Consider the following 13,271-nt stretch of genomic DNA (forward strand, 5'->3'; position numbering starts at 1 on the left):
GGAGCCATTACTGCCCAGACGACTGCTTGGTGATGGTGGCGGTGGGTTGAAGCGTGTTGAAGAAAGAAGGAATCGCCTCTTCGTACGCCGCCGTGAGCGCTTGAAGAGACATCGTCGCAAGTGTTTTGCCGCTCTGGCGCACGCGAATCTCTGCCCCCTCGAGCACGCCGATTCGCTTCGCGGGCACGAACGCCGCAGCTGCCAAACGCTGCACGGCTTGTTCGTTGGCCGCCTGCACGGCGACGATGACGCGCCCCTGTGCTTCCGAGAACAGCCAACCGTGTGCATGGACGTCCGCTGGCAGCGACAGCTCCGTCCCACGCCCACTGCCGATACAGATTTCAGCCAGGGTCACAGCGATGCCACCCTCACTGACGTCGTGAGCAGCTTCCAACAACGACTGCGAAGACAGCTGTTGCAGCAACTGATGCAATCGCGCTTCTTCGTCGAGGTTGAGATACGGTGCGTCGCCGGCCGGGCCGTCGCAAACCAGCTCGCCGTACAACGTACCGTCGAGGGACTCGTCCTCCCGGCCGAGCAGCCAGAGGGACGTGTGTTCGCCCGCCACTTTCGGCGCACTCGGCACGCGGTGGCCAATGCCGTCGAGAACGCCGATAGCTCCTACGACCGGTGTCGGCTGGATGTCGACGCCGCGCGTCTCGTTGTACAGGCTCACGTTCCCACTGACGACCGGCGTGCCTAGTGCTTCGCACGCTTGTGCCATGCCTTCGATGGCGTCGGAGAGCTGGCGCATGATCTCTGGCTTCTCAGGGTTTCCGAAGTTCAGACAATTGGTGATGGCAAGTGGTTTCGCACCGACCGTAGCCAAGTTTCGCACCGCTTCCGCCACGGCGATTTGACCACCGCGCCGCGGGTTGAGGTAGACGTAGCGGCTGTTTCCGTCGGTCGCCATCGCAACTGCCTTGTCGACGCCTGGAACCTTGACCAAGGCCGCATCGTGACCAGGGCCCAAGACCGTCGAAGCGCGTACGGACGTGTCGTACTGGCGATACACCCAGCGCTTATCCGCCACACTCGGATGCGCGAGCAGTTTCATCCACGCCTCTGCAATCGCGAGGTCGGTCGGAATCGAATGGGCCACCACCGGACTCCATGGTGCAGCCTCGCGCTCGTAGACGGGTGCCTCGTCGACCAGCGCGGCGACGGGCATGTCGGCCACTACCTCACCCTTGAACAGCAACCGCAGTCGACCGTCGTCGGTCACGCGGCCAACGTTTGCCACTTCCAGCCCATAACGACGGAAGATTTCGAATGCGACTTCTTCGCGGCCCCGCTCCAGGACGACGAGCATGCGCTCCTGCGACTCGGACAACATCATTTCGTACGGGGTCATCTCGGTTTCCCGAACAGGTACATCGTCGAGTACCATCTCGATACCGCCACCCGCACGGCTGGCCATCTCCGCAGAAGAGGACGTCAACCCGGCGGCGCCCATATCCTGAATGCCGACGACCGCACCGGATGCGATCAGTTCTAGGCAGGCTTCCATCAACAGCTTGCCAAGGAAGGGATCCCCCACTTGAACGGCCGAACGCTCCTTTTCATGCGGATCCTCCGCGGATGCAAAGGTCGCCCCATGAATGCCGTCGCGACCTGTGCGGGCACCGACGACAAACACTGGATTGCCTACGCCTGTCGCCGTACCGGTCACAATCTGGTCACTTTGCAACAACCCTACACACATCGCGTTGACGAGCGGATTGCCGTGATACGTCGGACTGAATTGCACCTCGCCCGCCACGGTGGGGATGCCGACGCAGTTTCCGTACCCGCCGATGCCGGCGACCACCTGCTCAAACAGATAGCGTGTCCGCGCATCGTCAAGCGGCCCAAAACGCAAACTGTTGAGGAATGCAATCGGTCGCGCGCCCATCGTGAAGATATCGCGCAGGATACCCCCGACCCCTGTCGCAGCGCCCTGAAAGGGTTCGACCGCGGACGGGTGATTGTGGCTCTCCATCTTAAAGGCGACGGCCAAGCCGTCTCCGATGTCGACGACGCCTGCGTTTTCGCCAGGCCCCTGCAACACTTGAGGACCGGTCGTCGGGAACTTGCGCAAATGCGCCTTCGAGCTTTTGTAACTGCAGTGCTCCGACCAGAGCACGCCGAAAATGCCCGCCTCCACATAGTTTGGTAGGCGACCGAGCTTGGCGATGACTTGGTCGTATTCCGCGTCCGTCAATCCCAAGCTGCGATAGATCTTCTCGTCACGAATTTGCGTTGCCGTTAGCTCCAACAAGTCCGCCTGCCTCCTTCATGTAGCGGTGCATCGACAAAAACATCCGGCGTCCGTCCAAAGAATCCATCCACTCCGTGACTGCTCGTTCCGGGTGTGGCATCAGGCCAAGGACATTGCCCTTGTCGTTCAAAATCCCTGCGATATCGTGCAATGAGCCGTTGGGGTTGTGTGGATACGTGAACGCCACGCGATTGGACGACTCGAGGGCACTCACCAAATCGCCATCGGCCACATACCGGCCCTCGCCGTGCGCAATCGGCACGCGAATCCGCTCCCCGAGCTGATAGCCGGACGTAAATGGGCTCTGGTTATTGGCGACGACCAGCTCTGTCATCTCACATCGAAATTGCAGATTGTCGTTGCGAAGCAGTGCGCCGGGCAACAGGTGGGACTCTGTGAGCACCTGGAATCCATTGCAGATGCCAAGGACCAGTTTCCCGCGCTCCGCCTCCCGTTTCACGGCCTCGACCGCGGGTGAAAACCTCGCGATGGCGCCACTGCGCAAGTAATCTCCATATGAGAAGCCACCCGGTAAGACGATGGCGTCGTAACGCGACAAATCGCTTTGGTCGTGCCAGACGAGGTCGGCTTGATCGCCCGTGACGTCGCGGATGGCCGCGGCTGCGTCGCGATCGCAATTCGATCCCGGAAAGACAATCACAGCCCACTTCATGAGAGGGCAACCTCCTTCAAGGTGTAGGCGTACGTCTCCATAACTGGATTCGATAAGACGCGTTCACACATCTCCTCAACCCGCGTCTTCGCTTGCTGCTCGGACTCCCCTTGCACGGTCAAATGCATGTATTTGCCGACGCGCAATTCACTTGCCTCACTGTAACCGAGCGTGTGGAGAGCTTGTTCCACAGCGTGCCCCTGGGGATCAAATACAGATGGTTTGAGCCAGATGCGAACTTCCACTTCGTACGTCTTCACGTTGACGACCCCTTTCACAATGTGCGTGCAGTATTCGGCAGCAAATTAAGAGATGGCCGTGAGTCGAGCGAACACCTCTTGGTAGGCGTCCTCCACGTCCCCTAAATCCTGTCGGAATCTGTCCTTATCCAACTTTTTGCGCGTTTCGCTGTCCCAGAGGCGGCAGGTGTCCGGCGAAATTTCGTCGGCCAGGACGATAGCCCCGTCGCTCTGCTTGCCGAATTCGAGCTTAAAGTCCACCAAAATCAGCTGGCACGCTGCAAACTTCGCCTGCAGAAGCCGGTTGACGGTCAGCGCCTGTTCCCGAAGCGCCGCCAGCTCGGAACTTGTAGCAAGCCCTAAAACCAGCGCGTGGTCGTCGGTGATGAGCGGGTCCCCGAGCTCGTCGTTCTTCAAGTAGAACTCGACGATTGGATGTGGCAGATCCACGCCCTCCATCACGCCAAGCCGCTTGGAAAAGGTGCCCGCGGCGATGTTGCGCACGACGACCTCGATGGGGACGATTTGCACCTTCTTGACGAGCGTCTCGCGCTCCGAGAGCTGCTCGACGAGGTGTGTGTTCACGCCGTTCGCCTCGAGGTAGGTAAACAATAGATTGCTCATCTGGTTGTTGACTGCGCCTTTGCCGGCGATTTGTCCGCGCTTCACGCCATTGAATGCCGTGGCGTCATCCTTATAACTCACTTTCACGACTTCTGCGTCGTCCGTGGCGTACACTTTCTTTGCCTTTCCTTCATACAGCAGCGTGTCGACGGTCATGGTTTATCGCTCCTTTTCATTGGGCAGCTACCTGTGACTTGTTCCGCAGCAATTACAGGCCGAGGCGCTCGAAGATGGTGTCGACGTGTTTCGTGTGCCAGCTCGGGTCGAAGCAGTCGTCTATCTCCGCGTCCGACAGGTACGACTTGACGGTCTCCGATTGCGACACGAGCTCCTTGAACGACGTGCCTTGCTCCCAAGCTTGCATCGCCAGTGGCTGCACCGTGTCATAGGCCAACTCGCGGGACAGGCCTTTGTCGATGAGCGAGGTGAGCACGCGTTGCGAAAAGACGAGCCCGTGCGTGCGGTCCATGTTGCGCCGCATGTTTTCCGGGTACACGTGAAGGTCTTTCAAAATGCGATTCATCCGGTTCAACAGGTAATCGACGAGGATGGTGGCATCCGGCAAGATGACGCGCTCGACCGACGAGTGACTGATGTCCCGTTCGTGCCACAGCACGACGTCCTCGAGCGCCGGGACGACATACCCGCGCAGGATGCGCGCGAGACCGGAAATCTGTTCACAGGACACTGGGTTGCGCTTGTGCGGCATCGCCGACGAGCCCTTTTGGCCCTTGTAGAACGGTTCCTCGAGCTCGCGAACTTCCGATTTCTGCAGGCTGCGGATCTCCGTTGCGATTTTGTCGAGCGTCGTGCCGATAAGTGACAGAGTGAACATGAACTCCGCATGTCGATCCCGCTGCAGCGTCTGCGTACTGATTGGCGCTGGCTTCAGGCCGAGGCGTTCGCAGACGAGCGCCTCGATGCGCGGGTCGACATTCGCGTAGGTTCCGACTGCACCAGAGATCTTGCCGTACCGGATGCGCTCACAAGCTGCATCAAACCGCTCGAGGTCACGCGTGAGTTCCGCGTACCAGAGGGCCACCTTCAGCCCAAACGTCGTAGGCTCAGCGTGTACGCCGTGCGTACGCCCCATCATCACCGTGTCCTTGTGCGCCTTGGCGAGCGACTTGAGCGTGCCGAGCATCGTCTCGATGTCGCCTCTAATCAGTGCGATGGGCTCCAACATCTGCGCACAAAGCGCGGTATCGACGACGTCCGTCGACGTCAACCCGTAGTGAACCCACTTTTTCTCTTCACCGAGTGACTCGGAAACGGCGCGGGTGAAGGCGACGACGTCATGGCGCGTCTCCTGCTCGATTTCGAGCACCCGGTCGACGTCGAACTTGGCATTCTGACGAATTTTCTTGGCGTCCTCACTCGGGATGACGCCCAGCTCAGCCCAGGCCTCCACCGCCAGAATTTCAACTTCGAGCCACCATTTCATACGGGCTTCGAGCGTCCATAAACGTGCCATCTCAGGTCGACTGTAGCGATCGATCAAGGTTGGTCCCCCTCTTCATTTCTTCCCTCTTATCGTAACACGAACGAGCTCCGACCCGAACATTAAAATAAATCCAAGTAAAATTGTTCGGGTTTTTGCCCGGTTCGAGCGAAAAAGAATCGGCGCCCTGCGATGTGGCACGCAAAACGCCGATTTTCCGCCATCCTCAACTGACGTAGAAAACGTACCGCCAGATGGCGAGGATGACGATGATGTACATGAGCCAGTGAATCTTGACGTGTTCGCGACGGAAGATCAATTGGATCAAGTTGATGATGACAAACGCGGCAAACCCGACCGCGATACCGTTGCTGATGCTGTAGGTGAGCGGCATCGCAATGATGGTCAAGAAGGCCGGCAACGCAATGCCGATGCTGTCCCATTCGATGTTGCGCACGGCGCTCATCATCAGCACGCCGACGATGATCAGCGCAGGTGCAGTCGCCTGATCTGGAATCACGAGCGCGAGTGGCGCGAGAATCAACGCAATCCAGAAGAGGATACCCGTAGTCACTGCGGTCAACCCTGTGCGACCACCAGCTGCCACGCCAGAACCGCTCTCGACGAACGCGGTGATGGTACTCGTACCCAGCAGTGCACCGATACTGACGCCGAACGCGTCCACGAGCATCGCCCGCCCTAGGCGTTTGTGTCCCGTGTCACCCTCGAGCAGACCGGCTTTGCTCGCCGTACCGACGAGCGTTCCAAAGGTGTCGAACATCTCGACAAAGGTGAACGTGAACAGAGCGCTCACCAGACCGTAGTGCCAAATGCCCGTCAGGCTCAAGGAACCCACTTCGAGATGGCTGAAGTTCGGCAACCAAGAACCGTGCAGACCAGACAAGCTGGTCACGCCCATGGGAATGCCGATGATGGTGGTGACGATGATGCCGATGATCATCGCACCAGGAATGCGCAGTGCCATCAACACGCCGATCAGCAACACGCCAATGAGGGTCAGGTCAGTTTCCGGGCTGTGCAGCGAGCCGAGGTTGGGCTGCCAGCTGAAGTTGTCGATGATGCCGCCCGGCTTGTAGGTGGTCGACGTGGCGCCAGTGAACGACATGGAGATGAGATCTCCATCTTTGAACCCGATCATCGTGATGAACAAGCCAATGCCCACGGTAATGGCGGCCTTCAAAGAGTCCGGCACCGCGACGACGAGCAATTGGCGAATTCGTGTGATAGTTAGAATGATAAAGACGATACCTGAGATGAATACGGCACCCAGTGCATCCTGCCAAGGCATGTGTCCAGGACCGTGGCCGTTTTGTGCGGCAATGACCGCAAAATAGGCGTTTAGGCCCATGCCCGGCGCCAAGGCGATAGGATAATTGACGAACAGACCCATCAAGAGCGTGACCAGTCCAGCACCGACGCACGTCGCAAAGAAGACGGCCTTCTCATCCATACCGGTCCCCGCCAAGATGCTTGGGTTCAAAAAGATGATGTACGCCATCGCCATGAACGTCGTGATGCCCGCCACGATTTCACGACCGACGGTCGTATTGTTCGCCCGAAGGCGGAATAAACGCCCCAAAACCCCATGTTCTTGAATTTGATCTGTATTTATAGACAAGAAACCGCCTCCTCATCGAATCCGAAGCTTACTCCCACTCAATCGTAGCAGGCGGCTTCGAGGTCACGTCGTAGACCACACGGTTTATCCCATCTACTTCGTTGACGATGCGAGTGGAGATACGTGCGAGTACATCCCAGGGAATATGTGCAAAATCCGCCGTCATGCCCTCCTGCGACACGACCGCACGAATGGCAAGCGTAAACGCATAGGTCCGCTCGTCGCCCATCACGCCGACCGTTTGGTTACTCGTCAACACGGTAAAGTATTGCCAAATTTCCCGGTCAAGTTCCGCTTTCGCGATCTCTTCGCGCAAAATGGCGTCGGATTCGCGGACGATGGCGAGCTTATCCTCCGAAATTTCCCCCATGACGCGAATGGCCAGGCCAGGTCCCGGGAACGGTTGACGCCAAACCAGGTCACTAGGCAGCCCCAATTCTTCGCCGAGCCGTCGCACTTCATCCTTAAACAGTTCCTTGAGCGGCTCGATGATCTCAAACTGCACGTCCTCTGGGAGCCCGCCGACGTTGTGGTGCGACTTGATGGTCGCAGCGGTCTTCGTCCCGCTCTCCACGATGTCCGTGTACAGCGTCCCTTGCACGAGATACTCGAACGGCCCTAACCGCTCAGATTCAGCTTCGAACACGCGAATGAACTCTTCGCCGATGATCTTGCGCTTGCGCTCCGGATCTGAGACGCCCGCGAGCTTTCCGAGGAATCGATCCGACGCGTCCACACGCACCACGTCGATACCGAGTTGTCCTCCGAGGTTTTCCATCACGCCGTCTGACTCGCCTTTGCGAAGCAGGCCGTGATCGACAAACACCGCGGTCAACTGATGCCCAATCGCCCGGTGCACGAGGGCAGCTGCGACGGACGAATCAACCCCTCCGGACAGTGCGCACAACACGCGTTTGTCGCCGACCTTCTGGCGAATGTTCACCACGGATTCCTCGATGAGATTCTGCATCGTCCAATCCGCCTGGCAACCGCACACGTCGAATACGAACTGCCTGAGCTGGTCCATTCCATACGCGCTGTGGTGCACTTCGGGATGGTACTGAACGGCGAATACGCCCTTGTCCGGCGCGCTCATAGCGGAAACAGTACCGGTCGTCGTGCGGGCGTCCAACTGGAAACCCTCCGGTACGTGTGTGACGACGTCGCTGTGACTCATCCACACAGGCTGCTCTGATGGCTGTCCAGCGAACAACTTACAAGCGCCCGGTTGGACTTCCAGGTCGGCTCGTCCGTACTCGCGAACGGCCCCGCGCGCGACGTCCGCATTGAACGTGCGGGCGATGAGCTGCATGCCGTAACAGATGCCGAGAATGGGGACGCCGAGGTTGAACACGGCCGGATCGACCATGGGTGCACCTTCTTCAAACACGCTCTTCGGACCACCGGAAAAGATGATTCCCTTCAGGCGTTTTTGGCGAAGATCGCTTGCCAATACGTCGTGCGGGAGGAGTTCAGAGTACACATTCAGTTCGCGGATCCTTCGCGCGATGAGCTGATTGTATTGCCCTCCAAAGTCCAGGACGACGACGACTTCATGGTCTGACATAGTTGCACTTCCCTTTCTATTTGGAAGCCGAAACGAAGCGCCTCCGACTCCCTTGAGGTTGGTTGTAAGGTTCAACTGCACAAAAAAGGCCGCCTTCGCGCTCTGCCCCATTAGGGTTCCCCAAACATAGGTTTCCCTAGCAATGGAAAAACAGATACGAAGGTCGGCCTTTGACAAGAAGCGAGCGCGGGCAGCAGAAAATAAAGAAGCTACCGAGCGCAGGACGCAGCTTGGCACAATCGAAAAGAAACCGACCTCGTAGTCAGGCAATTTGCGGTCGCCCGGTAGAGACTGCTAGGCCATATCCCCAGCATTATACGAGTCTCCAATTACGCCACTCATTCTACCGAGTCGGGTCTATGTCGTCAATTGGAGAATTGTGTCGTCTTTTTGACTGATACAGTAGCCGCAGCCAATTCATTGTCGACTGGCGCATCGCCGCCGCGTCTTCGCCACTGAGTGGTTCGCCGCCATACAAGACGCGTTCCGCCGCCTGCACCCACGCCGTGTACTCCGCCTGCGCGATGCCGACGTGGCTTGCGAACGGCCACAACTCGCGAAGCGTCGCCGCGCGGTCGATTCGGTACTGCCGCCGAAGCCTGCGCCACAACAGGCCATAAGCGCGTGCAAACGCGCGTCTCGGCTCGATTTGCCACTGTCGCTCCAAACGGTACAGCATCCACTTCGTCCGCGACGCAAAGAGCACAACCGCGGCCGCCAGGAGACATCCACAGAGGCCCCACAGCGCGGCGTGTACCATCCGCGAGTCGGACCAGAACCTCGTCGTGCTACCCCCGCCCTGCGCTCCGGCCGGCTGCGGAGTCGGTTGCCGCGCCGGGGGCTGTGCCTTCGGTGGCGTCGACGCGCTCGGCGAAGATGGGGGGGTCGACGCGGTCTCCTTTGGGGCCGCAAAGGGCATTTGAAAGTTCGGCGTCGGATCAAACGGAATCCAGCCGTAGTCTGGAAAATAGACTTCGACCCAGGAGTGCGCATCGTCGTTGGTGATGATGTACTTGTTGGTGCTGGACGCGTCGCTAAAATCCTGAGACCCGGCCGCAAACCCTGTCACCCACCGCGTGGGTACGCCGAGCGTGCGCAGCATCACCGCCGTCGCTGAGGAGAAGTTGTTGCAGTAGCCAACTTTGCTCTCAAAGAGAAACTGTTCCACATAATCCTGACGCTTGCCAGGAACCGGTACATCGGTGGTTTGATACGTGTAATTGGCCTGCAGGTACTGGATGATGGCCATGACCGCTGCGTATTCGGTCTTCGCGCCACTTTCTTCGACGATGTGCCGCGCAAGTGCGCCGACGTCTTGGGGCAGTTCCGAGGGCAACTGCAAGTCGTTCTGCGCGACGTCGCTTGGCACTTTCGCCTCCACGCCGGAGACTGGCGTGTCGTCCTTCATCAAAACGGCGTAGGGATCTTGCAGTTCTTCCGTCTCGACCTCGTATGACTCGCCCTGTTGCAAATTCGGCGCCTGGATGTTCCCCTGGGCGGTATCGATGGCAAAGTGGTTCTGATAGGTACCTGGCAGTTTCAGTACGTTGTCCACTCTGTAGCCGCCGAGCAAATCTGACGTGTTGACACTGTCCGAATCGACCGTGATGGTCTGGTTGAACGCAACCGACGGCAGGTTGTGGTAAGTGTAGGCGCCTACGCTGGAGATTTTCTGCCCCACGGTCTGCTGCGACATCTGCGCGTCGGTGAGCTGCGCCGATGTCCAGCCCTTGCCCGTATACGTCGACAGCGTCTGCCCGCGCAGATACGTCGGGTAAGGGCTGGTCACACTCAAGACCTGTTCGTCGCTGGCCACGAACGAGCCACCCAGATGGCTGTTGTCCAACTGATAGCCGATGGTCTGGATGCCTCCACCACCACCGCCACCATCCGGACCTTTGCCTAACGGATTGGGCCACAGGGGCGGCTCTTTGGGCGTGGCGTAGCCGACCAAGAGACCGATAGCCACTAGCGCGAGGACTGCTGGGTAAAAGCGAATCCCTGGTTTCGAACCAGCGGCCGCGAAAAAGCTCACGCGTTGCAACTGATTGAGACCCAACACGACGAGGAAGAGCGCAACGACGACCACGAGTTCACCGCTTGGGTGCACTGGCGTATTCCCGTCGACGACAGCCAGCACGACGATGGCGAGGACGTTATAGAACATCCAGAGGCGGGATCGATAGCTCGCATAGGCGACGATCCAGTACACGATTGCCACGCAACAGACGAACAGGAATGTCTGGAGCGGGTCGGCTAACGAGAGCCCCGCAAACGACGTCACCACTTGGCGCAGCAGGATACCGGGCATGTGTACGACCGAAAAGGCGAACGACGTGTGGCCCGGGCGCCAGTAGTAGGCGACATAGCCATAGGCCGCCACGAGCGCTCCCAAACCGCGTATCCACCACCACCGGAACGCCATGCTAAGGGCGAGTACGAGAAACGGGAGGATAAACGTCGTCGGGCCGCTGATGAGCCCGAGCTGTGAAAGGGGTGGGAAGAAACTGAAGAGCCACACTGCACAAATCAGCGCGTGGGCGCCTCGCTCCAAAACTTTAGTGTGACGAAATCGACGCACCGGGCGCACCTCCTCTGCGCAGGAAAGACAGTTGATCCACGTTGCGAATGAGATACACCTGCGCGCCAGACGCCAACATCCGCTCGTAGCCGACGTGCTCCTCCTCGGTCAACCTATCCCGGGTCAGAGGGACGAACAGCTGGACGCTCCCCTGGCGCTTCAGATAGGACAAGGCCACCGCCATATCCTTGTCGAGCCGCGGCGAGATCACCACAAAGACCGTTCCGCGCGTCGATTCATCACTGATGCGGCGGAGAAAGGACACGACGTCGCGCGAACTGTTCGGCAGCATCGCGGCGAGTGACTCCATACACCGGTTTAACACGGCGGAGTCGAGCCCCGTCGGGAAGGACAAGTGCGGTTGCACCGGTACCACCATGCCAAACTTGCGGCGGTTGTCGTAGGCGTAACGCATAAGCGACGCCGTGATGGACATGGCCAAATCGAACTTCGCCGCCTGCCCCTCCGACGCGTACGAGGTCGCAGTATTGTCCGGAATAAATTTGAACTCCGACGTCACATGGAGTTCAAATTCCTTGGCCAAGAGTGACCCCCGCCTGGCTGTCATCGGCCAGTGAATTCGACTGATCCTGTCCCCTGGTACGAATTCCCGCACGCCAATGACGTTGCTCGACTCTTCACTTCTGCGATTTGTCGGCTGGCGCTCACCGTATTCGTCCGGCGCGTGTCCGGACCACCCGCGAACTGGGACCACCTTAGGGTAGACGACCACGCGCGCGCTGTGCTCAAATTTGCGGCCGACGCGGACAAACCCGAGAAGGTCTCCCGTCTCCACCATCGTATCCCCGATTTGATACACGCCGCGAGGCAGGCCTCGAACGGTGTATGTATACTGAATATTCCTTCGCCACAAAGGAACGTGGATTCTATCCAAGCCTGAAGTTTGAAATAGCCACCTCGCCGGCAGCCCTTCGTGAATCCGCACCCAAAACAGGGGCCAGGCGGATTTGTGCACAATGGAGACCCGAACGCTCAAATTCTGGCCGGCTGTCAACCGGTGCGACGACAGCTGCCGCTGTACGCGCATGCGCCGGAACGAAGCGAACAGGGTCGCCCACTCGTACATGGCGACGACGAGGCTAAAGTAGAAGAGAAACCAGGCAAAAAAGCCCCCTGTCACCATTCCGAAGAGAAACAGGCCCGCCATCAAGAGGCCCGTGATGACAGCCGTGAGTCCGACTCGCAACCGCATTAGCGGACTGCTCCTTGGGCAGCCGGGACAGGTACCGAGTCGAGCAACTGCTGAACGACTGCGTGCACACCGAGGCCTGACAGCCGGGCGTCGGCGGTCAACAACAGTCGGTGGCCGAGTACGTATGGCGCCAAGAAACGCACGTCATCAGGGATCACATAACCCCGGTTCGCGAGGAATGCTAACGCCTGCGCCGCGCGAAACAGCGACAAGCTCGCGCGCGGGCTGGCTCCGAGATAGACATCCACGTGATCCCGCGTCCGCTGGACGAGTTCGACGACGTATTTTTGAATTTCTTCGTCTACGCGGATGTCGCGCACCTGTCGGCGCCACTCTGCGATGGTCTTCGGCTCAATGACCGCGTCGATTTCATCGATGGGGTGCTGCTTCTGCTGTCCTTGGAGAATGTGCAATTCCTCCTCTGCACTCGGATACCCCATCTGAAACTTCAACAGAAACCGGTCTAATTGAGCCTCTGGGAGCGGAAATGTACCTTCGAATTCGATGGGATTCTCCGTGGCGAGGACGAAAAACGGTGCCGGTAGATCGTACGTCTCTCCGTCGGCGGTCACAGCCTGTTCCTCGAGCGCCTGCAGGAGGGCCGATTGCGTCTTCGGCGACGTGCGGTTGATCTCATCGGCCAGTACGACTTGTCCAAAAATTGGACCGTGGCGAAACTCAAACGATTGTGTTTTCTGATTGTAAATTGATACGCCTGTGACATCAGACGGCAATAAATCGGGCGTAAACTGAATCCGACGAAAATGACATCCGAGGGTCTTGGCGGTCGCCCGAACCAACATGGTCTTCCCCACGCCGGGCACGTCTTCGATGAGACAGTGGCCACCAGCCAGAAGTGCTGTCAGAACGAGTCGAATGACGTCATCCTTGCCGACGATAACCTTTTGAATGTTTTGAACAACCGGTTTCACTTGCGGGTGCCAACGGTCAAATTGAATATTCGTCGCAATCTCTGTCACACTTTCGACCCCTATCCGACATGATAGTGCTTCACAACCTGGACATTCGTCGAA

The 13,271-nt window shown here is 58.6% G+C and carries 10 protein-coding genes and 1 riboswitch; all 10 genes read right to left on the minus strand.

The window, feature by feature from the left end; genetic code table 11:
• Positions 1–7 precede the first annotated feature (7 nt).
• The 10 genes from purL to NZD89_RS26110 all read right to left on the minus strand — a co-directional run bounded on the left by purL (position 8) and on the right by NZD89_RS26110 (position 13,217).
• On the minus strand, positions 8–2,260 hold the full coding sequence (gene purL / locus NZD89_RS26065; RefSeq protein WP_268005547.1) for a phosphoribosylformylglycinamidine synthase subunit PurL: 2,253 nt from the start codon (positions 2,258–2,260) through the stop codon (positions 8–10).
• Positions 2,229–2,933 (minus strand): phosphoribosylformylglycinamidine synthase subunit PurQ, encoded by a 705-nt coding sequence (gene purQ, locus NZD89_RS26070; protein WP_268005548.1) that lies wholly within the window; start codon positions 2,931–2,933, stop codon positions 2,229–2,231. The genes purL and purQ overlap by 32 nt, the downstream gene beginning before the upstream one ends.
• Complete coding sequence (gene purS / locus NZD89_RS26075; protein ID WP_268005549.1) at positions 2,930–3,193, minus strand: phosphoribosylformylglycinamidine synthase subunit PurS; 264 nt, start codon at positions 3,191–3,193, stop codon at positions 2,930–2,932. The genes purQ and purS overlap by 4 nt, the downstream gene beginning before the upstream one ends.
• 45 nt (positions 3,194–3,238) lie before the next feature.
• Positions 3,239–3,952 carry a phosphoribosylaminoimidazolesuccinocarboxamide synthase gene (gene purC / locus NZD89_RS26080; protein WP_268005550.1) on the minus strand — a complete coding sequence of 238 codons (714 nt, stop codon included), beginning with the start codon at positions 3,950–3,952 and terminating at the stop codon, positions 3,239–3,241.
• Positions 3,953–4,004: 52 nt separating this feature from the next.
• Complete coding sequence (purB, locus tag NZD89_RS26085; protein WP_268005551.1) at positions 4,005–5,297, minus strand: adenylosuccinate lyase; 1,293 nt, start codon at positions 5,295–5,297, stop codon at positions 4,005–4,007.
• 166 nt (positions 5,298–5,463) lie between these two features.
• Complete coding sequence (locus tag NZD89_RS26090; RefSeq protein WP_268008620.1) at positions 5,464–6,837, minus strand: NCS2 family permease; 1,374 nt, start codon at positions 6,835–6,837, stop codon at positions 5,464–5,466.
• A 67-nt stretch (positions 6,838–6,904) separates the two neighbouring features.
• A complete protein-coding gene (guaA, locus tag NZD89_RS26095; RefSeq protein ID WP_268005552.1) occupies positions 6,905–8,443 on the minus strand; it encodes a glutamine-hydrolyzing GMP synthase in 1,539 nt (512 codons plus the stop codon).
• A gap of 239 nt (positions 8,444–8,682) precedes the next feature.
• A riboswitch (purine riboswitch) is annotated at positions 8,683–8,784 on the minus strand.
• Between the two features lie 2 nt (positions 8,785–8,786).
• Positions 8,787–11,024, minus strand: coding sequence for a DUF4129 domain-containing transglutaminase family protein (locus NZD89_RS26100; protein WP_268005553.1), 2,238 nt, complete (start codon positions 11,022–11,024; stop codon positions 8,787–8,789).
• The gene (locus NZD89_RS26105; RefSeq protein ID WP_268005554.1) at positions 11,002–12,237 is read right to left on the minus strand and encodes a DUF58 domain-containing protein; all 1,236 of its coding nucleotides are present in this window, start codon (positions 12,235–12,237) and stop codon (positions 11,002–11,004) included. The genes NZD89_RS26100 and NZD89_RS26105 overlap by 23 nt, the downstream gene beginning before the upstream one ends.
• A complete protein-coding gene (locus NZD89_RS26110) occupies positions 12,237–13,217 on the minus strand; it encodes an AAA family ATPase (RefSeq protein ID WP_268005555.1) in 981 nt (326 codons plus the stop codon). Before NZD89_RS26110 ends, NZD89_RS26105 begins: the two co-directional genes overlap by 1 nt.
• Positions 13,218–13,271 lie beyond the last annotated feature (54 nt).

The organism is Alicyclobacillus fastidiosus (assembly GCF_026651875.1).
Classification (GTDB): domain Bacteria; phylum Bacillota; class Bacilli; order Alicyclobacillales; family Alicyclobacillaceae; genus Alicyclobacillus; species Alicyclobacillus fastidiosus.

Coding starts and splice junctions, on each gene's coding strand:
- guaA (WP_268005552.1), bottom strand. CDS start 8,443: ATGTCAGACCATGAAGTCGTCGTCGTCCTGGACTTTGGAGGGCAATAC.
- purQ (WP_268005548.1), bottom strand. CDS start 2,933: ATGAAGTGGGCTGTGATTGTCTTTCCGGGATCGAATTGCGATCGCGAC.
- purC (WP_268005550.1), bottom strand. CDS start 3,952: ATGACCGTCGACACGCTGCTGTATGAAGGAAAGGCAAAGAAAGTGTAC.
- NZD89_RS26105 (WP_268005554.1), bottom strand. CDS start 12,237: ATGCGGTTGCGAGTCGGACTCACGGCTGTCATCACGGGCCTCTTGATG.